This window comes from Stenotrophomonas sp. AS012628, from assembly GCF_010608305.1.
Lineage (GTDB): Bacteria > Pseudomonadota > Gammaproteobacteria > Xanthomonadales > Xanthomonadaceae > Stenotrophomonas > Stenotrophomonas geniculata.
Genome location: NZ_VMBJ01000011.1, coordinates 36,330 through 59,477 on the forward strand (window position 1 = coordinate 36,330; position 23,148 = coordinate 59,477).

Sequence of the window (23,148 nt, forward strand, 5' to 3'; positions counted from 1 at the left end):
CGCCGAAAGGCGCCTTTGTTTTTGCTTCTGCTTTGCTTCTGCTTTGCCTCTGCCTTTGCCACACCCTCCGCGCTCGCGGCGAACCCTGAAGCGCAGGGCGAGGCACACCGTGGCCAGGACCGTGAGGCGCATGGATGCGCCGACCGAGCCCCCATGGGTGAGGGCGCTTTGCCTGCGAGGCATGCCTCGCAAGCGCCAGAACGCACAGCCGCCAGCGGCTGGGCCGGACCACGGAGTGGGGTTTACGGCGTGTCCTGGCCACGGTGTGCCTCGCCCTGCGCCTCCATGAAGGAAGGCGCCGACAGCGCAACGCATCTGGAAACGATTACGCCTTCCCGCGCTCACGCACGGCGCCGCCATACGGGCGACAATAGGCGTTTTCCCGCTGCCGAGACCTGCCCGACCATGTCCCGTACTTCGTTGACCCGCTTCCTGATCCAGGAACAGCACGCCGGCCGCATCAATGCCGACCTGCGCCAGCTGATCGCGGTCGTCGCCCGCGCCTGCACCAGCATCTCCATCGCCGTCAGCAAGGGCGCCCTCGGTGGCGTGCTCGGCGACGCCGGTACCGGCAACGTGCAGGGCGAAGCGCAGAAGAAGCTGGATGTGATCAGCAACGAGATCCTGCTCGAAGCCAACGCCTGGGGTGGCCACCTCGCCGCCTGCGCTTCCGAAGAAATGGACCACAGCCAGCCGGTGCCGGACATCTACCCGCGTGGTGATTTCCTGCTGCTGTTCGATCCCCTCGACGGCAGCTCCAACATCGACGTCAACGTCTCCGTCGGCACCATCTTCTCGGTACTGCGCTGCCCGACCAACGTCGAACTTCCGGGCGATGACGCCTTCCTGCAGCCGGGCAGCAAGCAGATCGCCGCCGGCTACTGCATCTACGGGCCCAGCACCCAGCTGGTGCTGACCGTCGGCCACGGTACCCATGCCTTCACTCTGGACCGCGAGAAGGGCGAGTTCGTGCTGACCACCGAGAACATGCAGATCCCGGCGGCCACCCAGGAATTCGCCATCAACATGTCCAACCAGCGTCACTGGGAAGCGCCGATGCAGGCCTACGTGGGCGACCTGCTGGCGGGCAAGGAAGGCGCGCGCGGCAAGAACTTCAACATGCGCTGGATCGCCAGCATGGTGGCCGACGTGCATCGCATCCTGACCCGCGGCGGCATCTTCATCTATCCGTGGGACAAGAAGGACCCGTCCAAGGCCGGCAAGCTGCGCCTGATGTACGAAGCCAACCCGATGGGCCTGCTGGTCGAACAGGCCGGCGGTGCTGCCTGGACCGGCCGCGAGCGCATCCTCGACATCCAGCCCGACCAGCTGCACCAGCGCGTGCCGGTGTTCCTCGGCTCGCGCGAGGAAGTGGCCGAAGCCGTGCGCTACCACCACGCGCACGACGACGCGCAGGGCTGAGGGCCTATCGCCTGACAGCGGTCATGGCAGTTCGATGACATGACCGTGGGGTGACACCGAGGGCGGCAAACGGCACCATCAAGCCGTTGCCGCCTAAGGAATGCACGCATGCACGAGCAGGGCCCGGTCGATTTCATCGAAGTCATCCACAACGCCGTCCCCAGCGAGGTCTGCGCGGCCATCGTTGAACGCCTGCGCGCCACGCGTGGCCTGCAGCCCGGTGCCGTGGGCAGTGGCGTGTTCCCGGAACTCAAGCACAGCAAGGATCTGCGCATCAGTGGCCTGGACGGCTGGCAGGATGTCGACCAGCAGCTGCAGATCGCGGTGTTCAACGGCCTGCTGACTTATCTACGCCGTTATCCACAGGCGTTGATTGCGCCGCTGATGTTGCAGATCCAGGACAGCAACGGCCAACCGCGACGCCTGTCTGCCGAGGACTTCCCCGACATGCCGCCACAGCAACTGGCGGATCTTGCGCGGACCTGCCTGCGCCCCGGCGCCATCAACCTGCAGTGGTATGCGGCGGGCGAGGGTGGTTACCCCTACTGGCACTGCGAGCTGTACCCGAAGGATGCGCAGGCCGAGACCCTGCACCGGCACGTGCTGTGGACGCTGTACCTCAACGACGACTTTGACGAAGGCGAGACCGAGTTCCTGTTCCAGGGGCGGAAGATCGCGCCGCGCACCGGCAGTTTGCTGATTGCGCCGACGGCGTTCACCCACACCCATCGCGGCAATCGGCCACAGGGTGGCGACAAGTTCATCGCCACCAGCTGGATCCTGTTCCAGAGTGCGCAGAAGTTGTTCGGGGGAGGCTGAGGTCATCGTGTGCACCCTCCCGATGGGAGCCGGCATTCAGCGATGTACCTTATGCCATTGGTGGACTACCGGGCATTCGTAGAGCAGTAGTAATCGCCGTTCCTGTCCGAGTCCCAGTAGGTACCTCCGTAGAGCTTGACCGTACTGCCTCTCACCGTCAGCTCTACCGAGCGCGCCAGACGATCCTCGCAAAAGACCAACAATCGGTAGTAGCGCTGTCGTTTGTCCTTCTGTAGTCGCCACCGCTTGCTTGCGGCTTGTTTGATGAAGAAGGCAGCGATCTGCTCTGGATCAGATTCGAGGTTGGCTTCGAAAACCGCACCCATGAACGTGACCTTCGGTAAGAAGCTCACGTTCGTGGGATGGCCCCCTGAAGGGAGTTCAAAGGTTTGGGTAGCAGCGCGCAGCTCTGCTTCTGTTGGCTTCCCGGTCCAATCGCCACCTTCGATGGAGCTGAACGTGGAAAGGTAGGTCCCGCCGACCAAGACAGCTGCGACAAGGTACCCAATCAATTGGGCCAATGATCTCTTTCTTGGCATTCGCATTAGCCGTTGTCTTTCAACCGTGGCGCATGATGTTCCTTGGAGGCCTTGAATCCACTGCGCCTGCCAACCCTGGCTCAGTGGTGTCCCAAAAGAACTCCAACAACCCGTGGTAACGCAGCGTCACGCGTGATTCCCCAGAAACACCTACGACAATAGTTGCGCCATCGGATGATGGCCGCCATGCCGAGACCTCCGACCAACGCTCCTGCAATACTGAGCCTGGAACGCGGTCGTTCGTGCTCGACGCTACCGCGGGCGGCGGCGATAGAGGATGCCGCCTGCCGCTGCACCGAATACTGCCACGCCCAGGCCGACGAACTCCTGGTCTCCAAGCGCGTCGCCTGACATCAGCTTGCCGGTCGTCAGCAGGAGAACGTTCAATGGAAGCATCCACAGGAACGCGATGCCCAGCCAGTAGATGATCTTCATGTCATGTGCTCACGGGTCCGGATACATCGACTTGAACCAGTAGGCGGATCTGTTCCGCATCCATGTACTGAATTCTTTCGTCTCCAGCTCTCGCAGCTGGCGCATGTCTATTCCATAGCGTTGGAACAGCGAGATCAGCTCTCTCATACCGTCCTCATCCACAGCCGACGGATCAACAGAGACATTGATCGTCCTGAGAAATCCCTCAACAGACACCACACCCGATGTTTTGCTCAACCTTGAGAAGAACGCATCTTCGTCGAATCGTGAGTAGAACCTCAGGGATTCAATTTCCACCTTCAACATAGCCAGTCGTTGCAGAAGTAGTTGCTTGTAGGCTGATCCACTCGGTTATCGAGTGGCCCAAAGGATCGCCAGAGATTGCCGTCGCCGCCTTGCCAGGCACTGAGCTTCTCGACCGGAATTTCATTGAGTTGACATGTGAACTGGAGATAGAAGGAACGACCTTCTTTTCGATAGCTGTTCCATCCGACAGCCGTCACTTTGACTTCCATCCGACCATCGCGCTCGTGCGGCTGATGTAGTTCGACGTCCGCTGAATTGGTCAACCAGTAGTCTCCCTTGTACGCGAAGCCCGCGCTGCCACTGGTCAGCCGTGCATCGAGCACCTCCGGCATCCCTTCAGATGACGGAGTGTATCCCGTCAGGATGCCGGTGATCTTGATGAACTCCTGGGAATCCATCACACCCGGTGACTCCGAGAAGAGGCGCAGTAGAAGGAGGGTGTCCGTGCCCTTGCGCACCCTCTGACCTGTGTTTGCCGTCCAAAGATGTTGCTCGAACTCGTCCAGACTGGCTGGCATTTCAGTGGCAATCGATGCATGCGGAACTACGATGCATTCGTGCACTTCCTCCGCATGGACAGGCTGCGTTCCGAGTACGAGGGAGATGAAGCAGCAGGGTCTGTAGACCGAAGACTTCATCCTCAGATTCAAGCTCCATATGAAAGGCTGCTGCCATGTACATGGCCTTGGGCACAGGTCTCACAAGAATCGGAGAACATCCACCTGTCGCCAAGGGGTTGGCCGGGGGTTCAGCCTGGAAGGTTCGTGCTGGAAGTTCCCATCCGATGGTTTATCAGAAGGATCATGAAGAACGAGATCGTCATACCGATGAGCTGGAACTGGATGGAGTCGGGATATCCCTTGCAGTACTCAAATGCAGAGATGTCATCCACATGATCCAGGCACTCTCTGACAAGGCGGTAGAGGGACAACGCCTTGCTATAGAAGTACACCAGCGCTCCAACGCTGATTGCCCGCCCAACTGGAAGAACCGTCGTTCTCAATCGCTCCCTATTCACCCTTTTCCCCCGACTTCCCTTCGACAGGCATCCACGATTGACCGGTCATCCTATGGTCGACCGAATACCCTTGCCACCGCAGCGGACGGTTGTAACCTCTACAGCTCCGCCGGGAGCAGATGGATCGCTACAGGCAGCCCAGGGTGATCGGCGGCTGCCCGCGCAGGCTTCGCCGGGATTGCTCCCTCACGGCGGCGGTAGGCCCTCCTCGATGATTGAGTCCCCCTTGCCCGGGACGCCCTCCCACGCACGCGAGCGTCCATTCGACAGCCACGCCGCCTTGCTGTGCCCGTTGAATGCTTGGACGCCGGCGGAGGCTGATGTTGATTTCCGTCCTCTTCTGCGGTCGCCACTTGAATATCTGGACCTGCTCCCGATTCACTGGAAACAACCCTCAAGATCGAGGAAGGGCGGTCTGGCCCCATCTCATTCCCATCCTCCCATCCAATCATCATGCAGCCCGATTGAATCCGAGCACGGCGGATCACTTATTGTTCTGTACGAATACCTGCACTGGATCGCCAAGATGAGCATTTGGACGATTGCCCGGAATCCCCTTCAATCTTTGTACCATCTCATACAGACACCCAGAATGTTCTCACGACCAGTTCCACCCTCCTTGGATGAAAGCGCAAGTCTGGACAGAATCGCAGCCTGGCTTTCTACGTCACCAGCATCAGCCATTCTCCGTTGCCATCTCTGGGCTTCAATCTCGTGCCCGGATACAAACTCATGATAAAGGTAGAGCTTTCGCATTGCGGGTATGTCGCCGCTTTCTGCCTTGATCCCCAGATCCGATAGTTGGGAGTCACTCAGGGAGATGCCTGTGGGCGCATAGGTGTCTTGCCCCTTCAATTCTTCAGCCAATGAACCGCGTTGCTGCATTGTCTGCGAAGCAAAGAATCCTATCGCGAAAGAAGCAACCATGATGGCGAACACCTTCATATAGGTCTTCATTGAATTTTCCCCTAGAAGGACATGAATAGACCAGGATTATCTGTATCTTTCTTTCCTTCCTCAGATTTTCCCCATATTCCAGAAACCCCGCCTGGATTGAACCACATGTAATTTGTTGCACCTGTGGTCGGCGTGTTGTAGGCCTTTGAAAATCGCTCGGCTATTGAATGGTCTCCTTGCGCGGAGCGACAGCCCATAAAGTCCACAGGCTCGCCTGGCTTCCATCCTGCTTTTTTAAGCATTGCTGCAACGTCCGCAACATTCATTCTTGCGCCACCCTTTTTGTCATTCTGCACGACGTTGGGGCTCATGTGAGCGTAGATCGCCCAACGACCTTGGACGTCTGGCATTGACTGTGCGCCTTGGTAGAACTTCTCCTCTTCCTTCTTGAAGAGGATGATCTTGGCAAGTCCCAACGGATCGACACCGTTAACCGGGTTGCTCTCCGCGTACGCGTAAGTGTTCATCCCCCCCGCCAATCCAATCGGATCACTCTGCACGTACCGGCCAATACTCGCGTCATAGTCGCGGAAGCCGTTGTACCAGAGGCCGCTTTCCGCGTCGTAGTACTGGCCCGGGAAGCCAATGTTCAACCCGCCAATCTCATCCTTCTGGACACTGCGCCCATAGGCGTAGTTGTACGCCTTCCAGACGGTCTGCTGGCTTGGGCTGGTGACGAACTCCGGGCGTCCCAAATGATCGGTATGCACGTAATTGTGCTGCCCGCTTCGCGCCAATCCCACCAGCTCTCCATCAAACCAGAAATAATTGGTCCACACGCCGTTGTTCAGCTCAGTCATGAGCTGGTTCTGGCCAGCGTAGAAGTAGCGGCTGTTGATGTTCTTGTTGACCTTCGCAACGCGCTGCCCCTGCGCATTGAGCACGTAGTCAGTCGCAGTGCCACCGATGTTGCTGCGGCTCATGCGATTGAAGGCGTCGTATTCATAGGTGCTGATCCGGCTGCCGGCGGTTTCGCTGATGCGATTTCCCAATGCGTCGTACTGGTACTGACGGCTGCCGTCCTGGTTGGTGTAGTTCAGCACCCGGTTGCTCCCCGGGTCGATGCTGTATTGGGTCAGCTGATTGCCTGCCTGATAGCGGTCGTGATTGCCGCCGGCATCGTAGGAAAGATTGTTGATGACACCGAAGCGGGTCAGCTTGGTCATACGACTCAACGCGTCGTAGCCGATCAACTGGGTCATGTTCGGGTCGACAGCGTCGACAATGGCGGTGATTTCGCCATCGCCGCTGTACTGATAGTCCCAATAGCTGACCTTGCTGCCATTGGGTCCCCAGACCGACATTGCGGTCAGCCGCCCCTCCTGATCGTGGTTGTAGCCCCGGGCAAGCCCGTTGCCATAGGCCAGCCACTCATGCGCTCCCGTGACCTTCCAGTTGGCCTGGGAGATGATTGAGCGTTGAGTCCCGTCGACCGTCGCCATCAACGCACTTGGTTTTCCTTGGGAGCCATATGTGTAGGTCGCCTTGTCACCGTTGGGATAGGTGATCTGGCTCAGGCGATTGATGCCGTCGTATCCATAGGTGGTGCTGTAGTCCGTCTTCTGACCAGACAGATCGGTGAAGTCGCGCCTTATCTGCAGCTGTCCGTTCGGTGTATAGGCAAAATGGGTGGCGGTTCCGGGCCCTGAAGTGCCGCACAGCTGACCTTTACCGTTGCCGCACCAATCATAGCTATAACCCATCGTTCGGCCTTCTGCGCTCGCAGAAGTCATTCGTCCCAGACCGTCGTAGCCGAAGGAGACGACGCTGCCATCGGCCCGGGCCGTCGATGTCCGCAGACCTGCAGCATCGTACTGGTGCTGTGTCGTTCCCGTATCCGGACTCACCTGTTTCCATATCTGGCCGAAGCCATCGAACTCATAGGTGGTGACCAGATTGCGCGGATCGCTCACTCGGATCGGACGATCTGCATGATCGTACGCAATCTGCGTCGTCCCTCCAGCAGCATCGATTGATTGGATCAAGCGACCGCGAGCGTCATAGCTCATCCGGGTAGCCCGATTCTGCGAATCGGTGACCTGGGTGACGCGTCCCTCCGTGTCATAGGCATAGCGCACATTCTGTACGCCGTTGCCGCGCTCGACGATCACACGGCCCAGTTCGTCGTACTCGTATGTGTTGACGGAGACAACAGCGTTCAGCCCGATCAGGGCAAGCGTCAGTGCTGACATATGGACAGTCCTTTGTTACCGAGGCCGTTCGCAGGTGACACGACCACAGCTTCCCTTGTTGTTCTCAACAGACAATGTCGTCCTCCCTTCCACGCCCCACGCAGCGCCGCCAGAGGCCATCTGCGCCTTGTAGATGAAGCTGACGTTGCCATTCCCGGTATTCTTCGGACCAACGCTCTTAGTAAAGGTTGCAACTGCCCCGGGCGGCACCGGCCCAGTTAGGCCCATGCTTTCATTGAGCTGAAGAATTCCGAATGCCAGATAGGTGTCGCCAGGATTCCAGACGACGTTCCCGGTATTGCGGAACTGGAACGTCAGCTCCGATGAGCCACCATTGAATATCTGACGGGGTGATGCCGAGGCGCTGACGAGTTCTGCGTTGCGTACCACTGCCGGTATCGTGAATGTACCCGAACGGTTGATGGTCAGGTTCGGACCGCCAACAGGCGAGATTCCGTGCACGTATAGTGCTTTGCCCCCGTGATTCGATCTTACGTTGCCGTCAAGAGGGATCTTGAACCAATAGGCACTTCCGCGTGCCTGGCACGCGTTGGCAACGTTTCCGTCGGTCGCCAAGTTGGCGCGGCCCGAAGCGACGAATGTGCCGCCACCAGCTGCGCCACCGGCATAGACGTGTACGTCGATCGAGGCGTCCACGCCAACTGAGCAGGCCCAGCCTTCAATAAAGAAGTTCCAGTTGCCGTCCTGGGTCACGCCGCCGATGTCACCAACGATGTTTGCCGTTGGAATCGCAAACACGCCTGAGTTCGCGAGCGGTCGGTCCTGGCCGCGGCCCTGCGGAGATTGGCCGTAGACGGAGAACTTGCGGCCGCCGAACTGCTGCCTCTGGGCTAGCGATATCGGCAACTGATACCTATAGGCACTCCCTGATGCTTGGCAAGCCGCTGCAACTCCTGGCTCGCTGGCAAGGTTTGCTTGTGTGCTACCCAGGTAGACGTTGCCGTCGGCGTAACCGTCCACCTGGATTGACCCAGCCGAGCCAGTGGAACAGGCCCAGCCACGCACGAACCAGTTCCACTGCGCATCATGAGTGATTTCGTCAATCACGCCGCTCACCATCGAATCCATCGGATAGTCGGTTTGTGAAACCTCAGTGCGCGTGCGATTGGAAGCGTTGTTGTAGCTATGACGGGTCCACGCCCACTTGCCGTCCCCCATTGAACGGACTTCCTGCGTCAGGCGGCGCCCTGCATCGTAGCCGTAGCGGACTGTCACGCCATCAGGCTGGGTAAGCGAGGCGATGTCACCTGCAGCGGTGTAGCCAATGGCGGTCGTCGCCCAGCCAGTTCCCGAACTGGTTCTGTCGGACACAACGCGGCCACGGCCGTCATACGTCAACTCTCGCACACCACCGTTCGCGTTGACGATGCGCCCCGGCAGCCCCAGTCCGTTGTAGTTGGAATAGCTGATCGTATGACCAAGCGCGTTGGTGACACTGGTCAGATCGCCCTGGCTGTTGAAAACGGAGGTGACGTCGTCCTGCGCAAGCGGTCCATCGACTTTGATGGAGGCCTTCAATCCGTTTGGGTGATAGGTATACGTGCTTCGGGTCACTCGCGTCTGGCTGGGCACTCCACGTGCCGTCAGATTGCGCTCGGTTGCGCTGGCCACGTTTCCGCGATCGTCATAGGAATAGGCAACTTCAAGATCACCCACCACCGTTGTCTTGAGGAGTCGGTTGCGCGTGGTATCCCACTCCTGCAACGTCGTACGTTCGGCCGAGCTCCCGACCGCTTCCACCCGCTTCAGCAGGTAACCCTGTGCGCTGTAGTCGAAGTTGGTCAGATTGTCCTGGAAATCATGGACCAGATCCGGATATCCGTTGGCGTCATAACTCTGCTCCTTGTAGCTGGCAGGGCAGTTCGGCGACGGATCACCCTTGGTCGATACCATCTTTCCGTCCTTGAACGTGTAAGTGGTGCTGCGACCAAGAGGGTTGATCACAGTGACATCAATATCGACGGGCCGCGTAAGGCTCGGCGCAGCGGCGGCCGTCATACCGAGAGCGCTCTCCATCGGCAGCGAGTCAACAGGCAGCGAGCGCGGTTGATAGCAGATCCGTGAGCCTCCGGTGCGCTGTTCGCACCATCCACGCTCTTCATCGGCACGGACACCGCCGGGTCGAGTCGGAGCGGGGGGCGGAAGCACCGGTTCGGTGCTGCGTACGGCGTAGCTGAAGCGGAACCGCTCAATGCCACCGTTGTGCTCTGTGCTGATGGCGCGGCGCTCCGCGTCGTACGCAAACGTGGAATAGCGCACGCCATTAAAAGACTTGCCAGTCAGGGCACCCGGGAAGCGGGCATCTTCGTAGTGGTAACTGATCGTCGTTGCAGGTGTGCCAGGCAGCGTCGTGCTGGCGAGCCGGCCACGTCCGTTCCCGAACACATTGGGGGTATAGGCGTAGCGATAGATATTGCCGGCCGGATCGGTCACCTGGCTGACCTGTCCGTTGGCCCAGCCAAAGCTGACGCTGCGTCCCGAGGAGTGCGTCACCTTCTGCAGGTAACGGTCAGCATAGGAGAACGTCCAGCTCACGCCCTGCTCATTGCTGAGTCGGGTGATATAGCCCTCGGCGTTGTAGGTCTCCGTACCGTTGTTTTCGTTTCGAAGCGTAAACGTGCCATCGCCGTTCGCGGAGAGGTACGCGATGGGCTGGGCCTTGTCCTCATACCAGCGACCGCTGGCCGGATCCTTGAGGTACTTGATGCGACGACCGTCGGGCCGTTGCACCCACGCCAGCTGATTTGCATCGGTGAATGCGAGCGAATAGTCGAAGTTGCTCAGCCAGTGATTGCCGAACAGCCCGGTCGCGCTCCAGTAGTGATTGTAGTTGCGCTGCAGGAACAGGCCCATTTCGCCCTGGCTGGCGAAATCAAGTTCTGGTTCGACCTTGTTGCCGCTGTAGAGAACGACAGGATTACCCTTGCGGCCGTTGCAATCCTTCTCTTTGTCATCGGTCGGCTGCTCCTTCGCGGTTTCGGTCGGAATTGCACCGCCGCCGCCATTGTCCATTTGAGACTCGGACAGGTGTACACCACTGCCGCCGCCAAATCCAAAACCACCTACACCGCTACCTCCAGCAGGGCGTTTGGCGGTGACCTGAACGGTTTCGAGAGTGTTTGCCGCGGTTGCCAATGCCATCGGCAGGGAAAGCAGCGGCAGAAGAAGAAGACGGGACTGCAGGGTGTTCCGCGTTGCAACGTGCGTCATGCGCTTGCCTAGCTCCTCATCCGAGACCGACTCATTCAGTCATCGGGAATTCATGTTTGTAACGAGTCTATGACAGCACGCTGTAACGGTGCAATGGAGGCACCTAATGTTTTTCGTGCATTGCCCATCAATGAGCTGGGTACAGCACAGCGCGACGAATCGCTGATGCATTCGCCAGCAGACGTACACGCCTCAGAAGAGCGAACCCTGCGGCGAATCCTTCTTCGGCGGCAACGGCTTCACGAACCGGCTGCAATCCAGCTTCGGCCAATGGCTGTTCTGCGCATTGAAACCCAGACGCTTGCGCGCCAGCTTAAAGCGGTTGTTCAACAGATCGGCATACACGCCCTGGCCGCGCATGCGCGTACCGAACTGGCTGTCGTAGTCCTTGCCGCCACGCAGCTGCTGGATGGTGCTCATCACATGCGCGGCACGATCGGGATGATGGGTGTCCAGCCAGTCGCGGAACAACGGTGCCACTTCAAGCGGCAGGCGCAGCAGCACGTAACCAGCGGTGCTGGCACCGGCATCGTGCGCGGCCTCCAGCACGGCTTCCAGCTCGCTGTCGTTGATCCACGGAATCACCGGCGCCACCATCACACCGACCGGAATGCCGGCGTCATGCAGACGCTTCATCGCGCGCAGCCGTGCATGCGGCGCCGATGCGCGCGGTTCCAGCTTTGCGGAAAGATGCGGGTCCAGCGAGGTCACCGAGAAGTGCACGCTGACCAGGTTCTCCGCCGCCAGCGGTGCAAGCAGATCGATATCGCGCTCGACCAGTGCGTTCTTGGTGATCAGCGAAAAAGGATGCTTGGTTTCCAGCATCACTTCGATCAGCTGGCGGGTCAGCTTGAACTTGCGCTCGATCGGCTGGTACGCATCGGTGTTGATGCCCAGTGCGATCGGCTGCGGCACGTAACCCGGCTTCGACAGCTCCTTGCGCAGCAGTTGCGGCGCATTGGTCTTGGCGAACAGCTTGGTCTCGAAGTCCAGGCCCGGCGACAGGTTCAGATAGGCGTGCGAGGGGCGCGCGAAGCAGTAGGAACATCCATGCTCGCAGCCGCGGTAGGGATTTACCGACTGGCTGAAGCCCACGTCCGGCGAGGTGTTGCGGGTGATGATGCTACGCGCGGTCTCGGCACGCACCTCGGTGCGGAGGCGCGGGGCAAGGAACTCCTCGCTCTCGTCCACCGCCCAGCCGTCGTCCACCGCCTCGCTGACGGTGCTTTCAAAGCGCCCGGCAAGGTGGGACGTGGAACCTCGGCCCTTGATCGCAATACCCATTGCGGCAGCGTACGTCGTGGCCGTCTCAATGGCTGCGACGGCCGCCTGAAGGGTTCAGGGCGGTGCTGAGCCGAGCATGGGCTCGGCTCTACAGTGGATACGGGTACCTTGTAGAGCCGAGCCCATGCTCGGCTGCATCCATCGGTCAGAGCAGCGCCAGGTAGCCGCGCACCGTAGCATCCAGCCCTTCATACAGCGCCTCGCCGATCAGCGCGTGGCCGATCGACACCTCCAGCACGTCCGGCACGTGGGCCAGGAAATCCCGCAGGTTGTCCTGCGACAGATCGTGGCCGGCGTTCACGCCCAGGCCGACGGCCTGCGCACGGCGTGCGGCAGTGGCGAACAGCACCAGCATCGCGTCAGCATCGCCGGCCGCGTGGGCTTCGGCGTAGGGGCCGGTATAGAGCTCGACGCGATCTGCACCGACTTCGGCCGCCTGCTCCAGCAGCGGATTACCGGCGTCAACGAACAGGCTGACCCGGCAACCCATCGCCTTCAGTTCGGCCACCAGTGGTCGCAACCGCTCGCCGTCACGCTCGAAGTCGAAACCGTGATCGGACGTGATCTGCCCATCGCCATCCGGCACCAGCGTGGCCTGCGCCGGGCGGGTCTGTTCGCACAGCGGCAGCAGCCCGGGGTAGCCCTCGCGCGGCGGCGCGAACGGGTTGCCTTCGATGTTGAATTCGACGCCACGCGCGCGGGTCAGCGTCGACAGCGCCAGCACGTCCTCGGCGGTGATGTGTCGGCGGTCCGGCCGCGGGTGCACGGTGATGCCATGCGCACCGGCGTCCAGGCAGGCCTGGGCGGCACGCACCACGTCCGGTTCGGCACCGCCGCGCGAATTGCGCAGGACGGCGATCTTGTTGACGTTGACGCTGAGCTGGGTCATGGAACGGAACTACTTGGAAAGAGGGGATGGATCGTGATCGTTGTGGTCGTCACCAGGGCGGGCCTGGGCCTGCTCGCGCAAGCGGCGCAGTTCGTCGGCATCGACCAGTGTGGAGGGATCGCGCTGCAGATCGCCAAAGCGGGCCACGTAGCGGCCTCGTACCCAGGCCAGCAGGAAGGCGAGGGCGGCCAGCAGGCACAGGGTCATCAGCCCGGCGCTGGGCGTCTTCAGCGCGAAGGCGAAACAGCCCAGCGCCAGCAGCAGGTACAACCAGTACATAGTCGGGCTCCCCGGATGATCGCGGCAGTGTAGCGCTGCGTCAGAGCAGCGGCGAGGCCAGCCGGGCGAAGGCCTCGGGCAGGCGGTGCAGCCACAGCGAACGGCCGGCCTGGTCGTGCACCCGCGTGGAACGGTCGAATTCGCCCTGCAGCAGTTCGGCCAGGGCAGCCACCCGGTCACGGTCGCTGATCATCATCGACAGCTCGAAGTTCAGCCGGAAGCTGCGGTGATCGAAGTTGGCACTGCCAACGATGCAGACGTCGTCATCGGCGATGAAGGCCTTGGTATGCAGCATGCGCGGGCCGTACTCGTAGATCTTCACCCCGGCATGCAGCAGCTCGTCGAAGTAGGAGCGGGCGGCCTGGGTGACGAACCAGGAATCGCTCATCTTCGGTACCAGCAGGCGCACGTCCAGGCCGCCCAGCGCGGCCGAGGTCAACGCCATCCGCGCCGCTTCGCCCGGCACGAAGTAGGGCGTGACCAGCCAGACACGCTCATGCGCTTCCTGGATCGCCGCCACGTGCAGGCGATGGATCGTTTCCCAGCCCGAGTCCGGACCGGAGACCAGCACCTGGGCGTTGATCGCACCATCGCCGCGCAGCGGCATGTCGGCCGGCCACAGACGGGCGATGTCCATGCGCGAGGGATCCTGCCCACTTGCGTAGAGCCAGTCCTCGGCAAACACCAGCTGCAGGCTGCGCACCACGTGGCCGCGGATGCGCATGTGCAGGTCGCGGTAGGCATCCGCCCTGCGGCTTTCATCCTCGTCGTCGGTGATGTTGATGCCACCGGTGAAGGCGAGGCGCCCATCGACGATCACCAGCTTGCGGTGGGTACGCAGGTTCAACCACGGGCGCTTGAACGGCTTCAGCAGCTGCCGTGGGTGGAACCAGATCGCTTCGCCACCGGCGTCGAGCAGCGGCTGCAGGAAGCGGCGGGGCAGGGCGGAAGAGCCTACGGCATCGAGCAGCAGGCGCACCTGCACGCCGGCCTGTGCACGTTCCACCAGCGCGTCACGCAGGGCGGTTCCGGCATGGTCCGGGTTGAAGATGTAGTACTCCAGATGCACGTGGTCGCGTGCCTGTGCGACGGCCTCAAGCAGCGCCGCGTAGGTCGCCGCGCCGTCCACCAGCCAGGTCACTTCGGTGGCGCTGCTCGGCGCAAGCCCGGTCGTGGCCTGGGCGATCTTGGCCAGCTCGGTGCAGTCGGCGTCGGGTGGGCAGACGTCGCTGTAGTGCTCCATGCCCGACCGCGCGCGGCCACGGCGCAAACGCTGCCGCTTCACCTTCTGCGGGCCCAGCAGGTAGTAGATGAAGAGGCCCAGGTACGGCAGCAGCGCCAGCGACAGGATCCAGCTCAGCGTCGCCACCGGCTCGCGCTTCTGCAGCATGATCCAGCCGGTCAGCGCGAGCAGGTACAGCAGATAGGCCACCGCCAGGATGGTACCGAGGTGGGCAATGCCGTCCAGCCAGTGGCGCAGGGAGTCGAAGAGGGCGAGCATCCGCCGATCATAGCGGCGCATGCCACCCGATGGGATCCAACCTCGACCCGTGTGCCAGGACGAGAACAAAAAAAGACGCCCCTGTTTCCAGGGGCGTCTGCAGTCGCGTCATGACTGTTGTGTTGCGGTGTAGCGATTACTGCTGCACAAAACCGATCTTCTTCATCTGAGCGTTCTTCGCAGCGGCCAGAACCTTGGCCATCACGTCGTACTCGGAATCCGGGCTGGCGTCGATGCGCAGTTCCGGCTGGTTGGTCGGGTCACGCTGGACCTCCTGCTCCATCCGCTGCTGCAGCTCGCTGGTATTGATCGGGCTGTTGTTCCACGAGACCTGGTTGCTGGCGTCGATCTTCAGTTCGATCGGCGGCGGCGGTTCGACCAGCTGCGGCGGTGGGTTGAGCACGCGCTGCGGCAGGTCCACGGCGATCGGGTACGTCATGATCGGCGCGGTCACGATGAAGATGATCAGCAGAACCAGCATCACGTCCACGAGGGGCGTGACGTTGATGTCTGCCATGGGGCCCTTGCCACCACCACTACTGAATGCCATGGCTTATTGCCCCTTTTCTTTGGTCGCGACGAAGCCGACGTCAAGCATGCCCTGCTCCTGCGCGACCTTGGTCAGGTCGTTGATGACACGCATCTTGGTGGTGCGGTCACCACGCAGGTTCAGCGGCGGCTGCGGGGTCTGCTGGGCGGCGGTCGCCAAGCGCGACTCGAGAGTCTGCTTGTTGATTTCTTCGTCGTTCCAGTAGATCGAGCCGTCTTCCTTGACTGCCAGGGTGATCGGTCCGGAACGCTTTTCAGCGTCTTCCGGCTTCTGGATCAGGTTGGCTTCCGGCAGATCCACCTTGACCTTGTGGGACATCAGGGGCGCCGTGATGATGAAGATGATCAGCAGCACCAGCATCACGTCCACGAGGGGCGTAACGTTGATGTCGGCCATGGGGCCGCCGCTGTTACCACTACTGAAAGCCATAACGGGCTCCGTCTAGATCTTGGTGACTACTTACGTTCGTCGCTGGGTGACGCGCGCCGCAATCAGCGGACGCGCGAGCCGGTGGCGAAGAAGTCGTGCAGGTCGTGCGCGAAGGTATCGAACTTGCTGATGGTCGCGCTGTTGATCTTGCTGAAGAAGTTGAAGGCGAACACGGCCGGGATCGCGACGAACAGACCGATCGCGGTCATGATCAGCGCTTCACCCACCGGGCCGGCAACGGCGTCGATCGAAGCGGAGCCGGTGGCACCGATCTTGATCAGCGCGCCGTAGATGCCCCACACGGTACCCAGCAGACCGACGAACGGAGCGGTTGCGCCGACGGTGGCCAGCAGGGTCATGCCCGACTGCAGCTTGTTGCTTTCGCGGGTCACGGCCTGACGCAGGGCGCGGTCGACGAACTCCGAACGGCTCAGGTTCTCACCCACGCCGCCGGTGGCGCCGCCTTCAGCGCGCTGGTGGTGGGCAGCCGCCTGGGCAGCGTCCAGGGCGATCTTCGAGAACGGCTCGGAAGCCGGCTGTTCTTCCATCGCACGGATGGCGTCCTGCGCGTTCGGGGTGTCCCAGAACAGGCTGACGACGCGATCGGCGGCGCTCTTCAGGCGGGTAGCACGGAAGATGTTGATGACGGTCCAGTACCAGGACATGGCCGACATGACGACCAGGGTCAGCAGCACGACCCAGGAAACCGCGAAATCACCCGGCTTGGTGGTCATTTCGTGGATCAGGTGCTCGAAGCCCATCTGCGACAGGGCGTTGGACGGATTGCCCCCGGCAGCAGCGGCGATGAAAATTTCCTGCAGCATGACGCTTACCTTTGTTGTGTGTGGTGATAAAGGGTGTAGCTAAGCTAAACAATCGAACCGGGAGCGGGGGTGGCCGGCGGCCACCCGGGCGCATCAGTTCAGCGCAAAGTTGACCGGAACGCGAACGCGACCTGCCGTCTTCTTACCGCCTGCTTCAGCGGCGTTGAAGCGCCACTTGCGAGCCGCTTCCATCGCAGCACGGTCCAGGTCGCGGTTACGGCTGGACTTTTCCACCGTGACATTGGTGACGTTGCCGCTGGCATCGACATCAATGATCAGGATCACTTCGCCCTGGATACCCGCGCGGAAGGCTGCCGGCGGGTAGCGCGGCGGATTCATGGCCTTCGACGAGATGTCCACGCTGGCCTCGATCGAGGTCGGCGGTGCCGGCGGCGCCGGAGGCGACGGCGGGGTGACGATGTCGTTCGGGCGCGGTTCCGGCACGTCCACGACCGGCGCCTGCGGCGGCGGCGGGGCGTCGACGATCGTCACCATGACGTTGCGCTCCTTCTCAGCCACGGCCTTGGGAGCCACGGCGGGGATCAGGAGCATCATGAACGCGGCCAGATGCAGGGCAATTACAAACGCGATGCCGACGATGCGAGGCCAGCTCAGCCCCTTGTCATCGGGTTGTTCGTACCGGTGAACGACTAGTTGTTCCGTCATGCGCCAAGAGCTCAATAGTGGGGCCGGGATGCCGGGGGCGGAATCCCTGATCAGCGGTGCATGACACCGCAGGAACCTCCAAGCTTATACCAATCCTGAGCGCCTGCGCATCAACTGTGCAGGCATTCAGGCGTTATTCCTACTTACTTCAGGTTGATGATTTTTTTGGCATCAGCCTGGTTCTTCACACCCTTCGCCAGCGCCTGCTGGGCGGCCTGCTTGGCCTCCGGGATGCGACCTTCGGCATGCAGGACGCGTGCCAGGTTCAGGTAGGTCTCACCGTCCTTGGACAGCGGGGCAGCCTTCTGCCACGCATCGATCGCCTGCGGCACCTGGTCGGAGTAGTAGTAGGACTGGGCCAGCGCCAGGTAGACCTGGTAATCCGGCTTCAGGATGCCCTTCTGCAACCCTTCGTTGATGACCGCGATGACGTCCTTTTCCTTGTGTTCGGTGTTGGCATAGATCGAGTACAGCTGCTTGTACTCGCGCTCTTCGGTGAGCTGGCCGCTGCTGCGCAGCTTGTCCATCACCGCGGCAGCCTTTTCCATCTGGTCGGCCTGCATGTACATGCTGGCCAGGTTCAGCTGGGCCTTCTTGTCGTTCGGGTTCTTGGCGGCCAGCGCCTCGGCTTCCTTCACCGCTTCGCCGGACTGGCCGGCTTCGGCGAGGGCCGCCATCAGCAGCTGGTTCCAGTTGTCCTTCGGTTCGGTGGCACCGGCGATGGCCTGCTTGAGCACCGGGATCGCTTCCTGGTAGCGCTCCAGCTGGTACAGCGCCTGGCCCTTGGCGATCAGTTCTTCCGGCTTGGTCGACTTGCTCTCGGCGAAGTACTTGTCCAGGGTCGCCAGGCCTTCGGCGGTCTGGTCTTCCTGCAGCTGCAGCTGGCCCAGCATCAGCATCGACTGGAAGTGGCCGTTGTTGTCCAGGCCGTTGAACTGCAGGACCTGCTTCAGGTAGGCAACGGCAGCCGGCGTGTCGTCGGTCTGGTAGGCGGCCTGCGAGGCCAGCTGCGCGGCCAGCGACTTGTCGTACTCGTTCGCGGCGCTGTCAGCGAGGATCGCGTCGGCCTGCGTGCGCGTCTCCGGGAACTTTTCCTTGTTGTAGCTGTCGATCATCTTCTGCAGCTTGCTGCCCAGCTTGGCCGATGCCTTGACGGTCGGCTCCTCGCGGGTCGCGTTCGGGTACAGCGCTTCGGCCTTGGCCTGCTTGCCGCCGCGGTTGCCACGCTCGGAGGAACGCGAGGACTGCGCGAAGGCATCGGTGACCACGGCGCCGGTCAGGGCGGTCGCGACGAGGACGGAAAGCACAGCTTTGTGGTTACGGAAAATCATCGTTCACCTCGATCGAACCGCCGGTTAGCGGCAAAGTCGGACTGTCAGAAAAATCTGAGCCGCCAAACGTATCAGAAACAGATGGCGTGAGAAATCGTTTTATGTGCTGCAATACAGCATAGAAATGCGCACTCATCCGCACTTTGGCCGCAGCCCGGCCGCCTGCGCCTGCTGATAGACCGGCGTCAGAGCCGGTGCATCGCGTCGCAGTTCCTGGATCCGGTTGGCTGGGTCGGGGTGGGTGGACAGCCATTGTGGGCTGCGACCGCCACTGGCAGCCATCATGTTCTGCCACAGGTCGACCGCCTGCGCCGGGTTGAAGCCGGCCTGGGCCATCAGTCGCTGGCCGATCACGTCGGCCTCGCTTTCCTGGGTGCGTGAACCGGGCAGCAGGAAGGCGGTCTGCGCGCCCATGCCACCAAGCTGGTTGACGGTGCTGGCAGCGCCTTCGCCGTAGGCCGCGCCGGCCAGCGCACCGAGCACGGCCAGCCCGGTCTGCGCGCCCATCTGCCGGGTGATGCGCTCCTCGTGGTGGCGGGCGATGACGTGGCCGATTTCATGGCCGATTACGGCAGCCAGCTGATCCTGGTTCTTGGCGACGGTGAAGATGCCAGTGTTCACGCCGACCTTGCCGCCGGGCAGGGCGAAGGCGTTGGGCTCCTTGTCGACGAACACCGCCGTCTCCCACCGTACGCCACGGTATTGAGGCGGCAACTGCGCGACCAGGGCATTGACCACGCACTGCACGTAACCGTTCTGGCGGCCGTCGGTGCTGATCTTTTCCTTCTGCTTGGTTTCGGCGAACGCCTGAGCGCCGAGCTGATCCAGCTGCGCCTGCGACACCCCGCCCACCATCTGCCGGCGGCCGGTAGGGGAGGTCGTGGTCGCGCAGGCGCTGACCAGAGTGGTGATGACAAGGGCCAGCAGCAGTTGTTTCATGGATCCACCCCCGTGTTCATATGCGCAGTGTGTAGCGTAGCGGCTTAATCTTTCGTCAAGCGGACACGGCGTTACGTTGCCCCGAAGAACACAAGTGCGGCAAGCGCCACACCGTTGTTCAGCGCGTGCGCGGCGATCGCGGCCCAGAGCGTACCGGTGCGCTGGTACAACCAGCAGAACGCAGCACCCATGCCGCCATAGACCAGCCACAGCTGCGCGATCTCGGCCGGGCCGTTGGCGCTGGTGCCAGGGATTTCATGGATGAGGGCAAAAGCAAGGCTGCTCAGTACCACGCCCAGCCACGGACGCCCGGCCTTCCACAGGCGGCCAAACAGCACGCGGCGGAACAGCAGCTCCTCGTAGGCCGGTGCCAGTACCACCGCGAACAGCACCAGGAACAAGGGGAAGCGCGCGATCGCGCTCTGCATCAGCGCCAGGTTGGTGGGAACCGGCTCGATACCGAACTGCTTGGCCAGGAAGGCGATGCCATTGCTGCCGAGCACGATCAGGGTCGCCACCAGCAGGGTCCAGCCCCAGGTGGAGGGACGGCGCAGCGCCTGGCGCGACGCGTGGCGCTCGGCCGTGTTGGCCGGACGTCGCCAGAAGTACAGCAGCAGCGCGGCGCCGCCGGTGGCAAACAGCGCCATGAGAATCTGCGCAAGCGCGCCGGGCTGGCCCAGTGACGCCGCTACCGAACTGGCCTCGGGTGCGCCAGCGCCGGCCTGTGCGTTCGCGTAACCGACCACCACGCCACGGTACAGGCCCCACAGCAGGCCGCTGATCAGGCTCAGGCCGAACAGGGTGACGGCGGCGATGCCCAGGTCGATGAAGAACCCCGCCAACGGCGAAACGGCACGCGGCGCGGCAGAAGCCGGCGGAACCGGGGGCGGAGCGGAAACCGGGGCGGATGCGGACATCAGGTACCTGTGTTCAAGAGTCGAAGGCCGGCGCGCCTCCCCGCGCACCGGCCGTGTCCCGATTGTGTCAGATATCCAGGTTTGCGACCTTCAGCGCGTTGTCTTCGATGAAGTCGCGACGCGGTTCGACGACATCGCCCATCAGCGTGCTGAATATCTGGTCAGCAGCGACAGCGTCTTCGATGCGCACCTGCAGCAGTCGACGGGTTTCCGGATTCACCGTGGTGTCCCACAGCTGCTCCGGATTCATTTCACCCAGGCCCTTGAATCGCTGGATCTGGCGGCCGCGCTTGGCCTCCTCGAGCAGCCAGTTCTGTGCCTTGGCAAAGCTGTCGACTTCGATCGACTTGGCACCGCGGGAAATGGTCGCGCCTTCGCGGACCAGACCGTGCAGCAGCTTCGATGCCTGGTGGATTGCGCGCAGTTCGCCGCTTTCGAAGGCCGACATCGGCAGCACCTGGATGTGCTGTTCACCCATGTGGCGACGGGTCACCAGCACGGCGGCCGGGCGCTCGTCGTTGGCTTCCTGCAGTTCCAGCGTGAAGCGCGGGCTGCCCAGGCTACCCTGGTTGAGGCGCTTGGCCAGTGCGTCCAGTCCTTCACCTTCGCCGGCAGCGCGCAGGCTTTCCAGGTCCATCGGTACGAAGTCGACCAGCGCTTCAAGCAGGTTGCGGTCGTAGCGATGTGCGTTGCGCTCGATCGAATCCAGCGCGGCCGCGTAGGCCAGCAGCAGCTTCTCCAGCGCAAGGCCTTCGATGCCGGGCTCGCCGGTGGCCGGCACCAGTGCAGCGTTTTCCACTGCGCTGCTGGCCAGGTAGCTGTCCAGCGCCGGGTCGTCCTTCAGGTACAGCTCCTGCTTGCCCTGCTTGATCTTGTACAGCGGCGGCAGGCCGATGTAGACGTAACCGCGCTCGATCAGCTCCGGCATCTGACGGTAGAAGAACGTCAGCAGCAGGGTGCGGATGTGGGCGCCGTCGACGTCGGCGTCGGTCATGATGATGATCTTGTGGTACCGCAGCTTGTCCGGGTTGTACTCGTCACGGCCGATGCCGGTGCCCAGCGCGGTGATCAGCGTACCGACCTGGTCGGAGGACAGCATGCGGTCGAAGCGCGCGCGTTCCACGTTGAGGATCTTGCCGCGCAGCGGCAGCACCGCCTGGTTCTTGCGGTTGCGGCCCTGCTTGGCCGAGCCACCTGCCGAGTCACCCTCGACGATGAACAGTTCGGACAGTGCCGGATCCTTTTCCTGGCAGTCGGCCAGCTTGCCCGGCAGGCCAGCGATATCCAGCGCACCCTTGCGGCGGGTCAGGTCGCGGGCCTTGCGCGCAGCTTCACGTGCACGGGCGGCATCGACGATCTTGCCGGCGATCGCCTTGGCTTCGTTCGGGTTTTCCTGCAGGAACTCTTCCAGGCGCGCACCGAAGGCATTTTCCACCGCCGGACGCACGTCGGAGCTGACCAGCTTTTCCTTGGTCTGGCTGGAGAAGCTCGGGTCCGGCACCTTCACCGACAGCACCGCGATCATGCCTTCGCGCATGTCGTCGCCGGTCAGGTTGATCTTGGCCTGCTTGGCGATGCCGTTCTGCTCGATGTAGTTGTTGAGCACCCGGGTCAACGCACCGCGGAAACCGGCCAGGTGGGTACCGCCGTCCTTCTGCGGAATGTTGTTGGTGAAGCAGTACATCGTCTCCTGATAGGAGTCGGTCCACTGCAGCGCCACGTCCACCACGATGCCGTTGTGCTCGCCGGTGACCGAGATGACGTTCGGGTGCAGCGGAGTCTTCAGCTGGGCCAGATGCTCCACGAAGCTGCGGATGCCGCCCTCGTAGTGGAAATCATCGCGACGGCCATCACCACGCTCGTCGGCAAGGACGATCTTGACGCCGGAGTTCAGGAACGACAGCTCGCGCAGGCGGCGGGCCAGGATGTCGTAGTGGAACTCCACGTTGTCGTGGAAGGCGACGGTGGACGGCCAGAAACGCACGGTGGTGCCACGCTTGGTGGTGGCTTCCAGCTTGGCCAGCGCGGTCACGGCTGCGCCGTTGCTGAATTCCTGCTGGTAATGGGAGCCGTTCTGGAACACGTCCACCAGCAGCTTCTGCGACAGCGCGTTGACCACGCTGACGCCGACGCCGTGCAGGCCGCCCGAAACCTTGTAGCTGTTGTCGTCGAACTTGCCGCCCGCGTGCAGGACGGTCATGACCACTTCGGCCGCAGACACTTCGCGGCCGAGCTTGGCGCTCATCTGCTCGTGCTTGCCGGTCGGAATGCCGCGGCCGTTGTCGGACACCGAGACCGAGCCGTCGGCGTGGATCGTCACTGCAACATGGTCGGCGTGGCCGGCCAGCGCTTCGTCGATCGAGTTGTCGACGACCTCGAACACCATGTGGTGCAGACCGGTACCGTCATGCACGTCGCCGATGTACATGCCTGGACGCTTGCGGACAGCCTCCAGGCCTTCCAGGGCGGTAATGCTGTTGGCGTCGTAATTGCCGTTGTTTGCCGGGGTGTTCTGTTCGTCGCTCATTGCGCTTGCCGTAGGCTCCGCAGGTCGGCCACCGCTTGGGGCGATGCGCCGAGAATGAAAGGATTCCAACCCGAATTATACCAGCCGGGGTCG

At 62.1% G+C, this 23,148-nt stretch carries 21 protein-coding genes; 2 read left to right on the forward strand and 19 right to left on the reverse strand.

The window, feature by feature from the left end; genetic code table 11:
• Positions 1-405 precede the first annotated feature (405 nt).
• Both G5A07_RS07390 and G5A07_RS07395 read left to right on the forward strand, forming a co-directional pair.
• A complete protein-coding gene (locus G5A07_RS07390) occupies positions 406-1,422 on the forward strand; it encodes a class 1 fructose-bisphosphatase (protein ID WP_014035428.1) in 1,017 nt (338 codons plus the stop codon).
• 108 nt (positions 1,423-1,530) lie between these two features.
• Positions 1,531-2,241 carry a 2OG-Fe(II) oxygenase gene (locus G5A07_RS07395; RefSeq protein ID WP_014035427.1) on the forward strand — a complete coding sequence of 237 codons (711 nt, stop codon included), beginning with the start codon at positions 1,531-1,533 and terminating at the stop codon, positions 2,239-2,241.
• 65 nt (positions 2,242-2,306) lie between these two features.
• Here the strand turns inward: G5A07_RS07395 and G5A07_RS07400 are convergent, their stop codons facing one another.
• From G5A07_RS07400 to gyrB, 19 genes are all read right to left on the reverse strand, one after another.
• Positions 2,307-2,762, reverse strand: coding sequence for a hypothetical protein (locus tag G5A07_RS07400; protein WP_230080518.1), 456 nt, complete (start codon positions 2,760-2,762; stop codon positions 2,307-2,309).
• Positions 2,763-3,032: 270 nt separating this feature from the next.
• Entirely contained in the window at positions 3,033-3,215 is a 183-nt protein-coding gene (locus G5A07_RS07405) for a hypothetical protein (protein ID WP_215898980.1), read from the reverse strand.
• A gap of 9 nt (positions 3,216-3,224) precedes the next feature.
• Complete coding sequence (locus G5A07_RS07410; RefSeq protein WP_054170625.1) at positions 3,225-3,521, reverse strand: hypothetical protein; 297 nt, start codon at positions 3,519-3,521, stop codon at positions 3,225-3,227.
• Positions 3,515-4,159: a hypothetical protein gene (locus G5A07_RS07415; RefSeq protein WP_171954813.1), complete on the reverse strand. Its 645-nt coding sequence runs from the start codon at positions 4,157-4,159 to the stop codon at positions 3,515-3,517. The genes G5A07_RS07410 and G5A07_RS07415 overlap by 7 nt, the downstream gene beginning before the upstream one ends.
• 938 nt (positions 4,160-5,097) lie before the next feature.
• Entirely contained in the window at positions 5,098-5,496 is a 399-nt protein-coding gene (locus tag G5A07_RS07420; protein ID WP_171954814.1) for a hypothetical protein, read from the reverse strand.
• An 11-nt stretch (positions 5,497-5,507) separates the two neighbouring features.
• Entirely contained in the window at positions 5,508-7,688 is a 2,181-nt protein-coding gene (locus G5A07_RS07425; RefSeq protein ID WP_241886031.1) for an RHS repeat-associated core domain-containing protein, read from the reverse strand.
• A 15-nt stretch (positions 7,689-7,703) separates the two neighbouring features.
• Positions 7,704-10,919: a DUF6531 domain-containing protein gene (locus G5A07_RS07430; protein WP_191863104.1), complete on the reverse strand. Its 3,216-nt coding sequence runs from the start codon at positions 10,917-10,919 to the stop codon at positions 7,704-7,706.
• Between the two features lie 192 nt (positions 10,920-11,111).
• Positions 11,112-12,203 (reverse strand): PA0069 family radical SAM protein, encoded by a 1,092-nt coding sequence (locus G5A07_RS07435; RefSeq protein ID WP_191863105.1) that lies wholly within the window; start codon positions 12,201-12,203, stop codon positions 11,112-11,114.
• 145 nt (positions 12,204-12,348) lie between these two features.
• Entirely contained in the window at positions 12,349-13,092 is a 744-nt protein-coding gene (locus tag G5A07_RS07440; protein WP_010487407.1) for a pyridoxine 5'-phosphate synthase, read from the reverse strand.
• A gap of 9 nt (positions 13,093-13,101) precedes the next feature.
• The gene (locus G5A07_RS07445) at positions 13,102-13,371 is read right to left on the reverse strand and encodes a hypothetical protein (protein ID WP_049436128.1); all 270 of its coding nucleotides are present in this window, start codon (positions 13,369-13,371) and stop codon (positions 13,102-13,104) included.
• Between the two features lie 40 nt (positions 13,372-13,411).
• Positions 13,412-14,872, reverse strand: a complete 1,461-nt coding sequence (gene cls / locus G5A07_RS07450; RefSeq protein ID WP_057502270.1) for a cardiolipin synthase — start codon at positions 14,870-14,872, stop codon at positions 13,412-13,414.
• A gap of 136 nt (positions 14,873-15,008) precedes the next feature.
• Positions 15,009-15,422, reverse strand: coding sequence for a biopolymer transporter ExbD (locus G5A07_RS07455; RefSeq protein WP_005411740.1), 414 nt, complete (start codon positions 15,420-15,422; stop codon positions 15,009-15,011).
• Between the two features lie 3 nt (positions 15,423-15,425).
• Positions 15,426-15,851: a biopolymer transporter ExbD gene (locus G5A07_RS07460; protein ID WP_005411739.1), complete on the reverse strand. Its 426-nt coding sequence runs from the start codon at positions 15,849-15,851 to the stop codon at positions 15,426-15,428.
• 62 nt (positions 15,852-15,913) lie between these two features.
• A complete protein-coding gene (gene exbB / locus G5A07_RS07465; protein ID WP_004132614.1) occupies positions 15,914-16,675 on the reverse strand; it encodes a TonB-system energizer ExbB in 762 nt (253 codons plus the stop codon).
• A 93-nt stretch (positions 16,676-16,768) separates the two neighbouring features.
• Positions 16,769-17,341, reverse strand: coding sequence for an energy transducer TonB (locus G5A07_RS07470; protein WP_099560155.1), 573 nt, complete (start codon positions 17,339-17,341; stop codon positions 16,769-16,771).
• A 143-nt stretch (positions 17,342-17,484) separates the two neighbouring features.
• Entirely contained in the window at positions 17,485-18,672 is a 1,188-nt protein-coding gene (locus G5A07_RS07475) for a tetratricopeptide repeat protein (protein ID WP_010487420.1), read from the reverse strand.
• Positions 18,673-18,804: 132 nt separating this feature from the next.
• Positions 18,805-19,611, reverse strand: a complete 807-nt coding sequence (locus tag G5A07_RS07480; RefSeq protein ID WP_010487422.1) for a M48 family metallopeptidase — start codon at positions 19,609-19,611, stop codon at positions 18,805-18,807.
• Positions 19,612-19,682: 71 nt separating this feature from the next.
• Positions 19,683-20,528 carry a CPBP family intramembrane glutamic endopeptidase gene (locus G5A07_RS07485; RefSeq protein WP_010487423.1) on the reverse strand — a complete coding sequence of 282 codons (846 nt, stop codon included), beginning with the start codon at positions 20,526-20,528 and terminating at the stop codon, positions 19,683-19,685.
• Between the two features lie 67 nt (positions 20,529-20,595).
• Positions 20,596-23,055, reverse strand: a complete 2,460-nt coding sequence (gene gyrB, locus G5A07_RS07490; RefSeq protein WP_010487426.1) for a DNA topoisomerase (ATP-hydrolyzing) subunit B — start codon at positions 23,053-23,055, stop codon at positions 20,596-20,598.
• Positions 23,056-23,148: the final 93 nt, after the last annotated feature.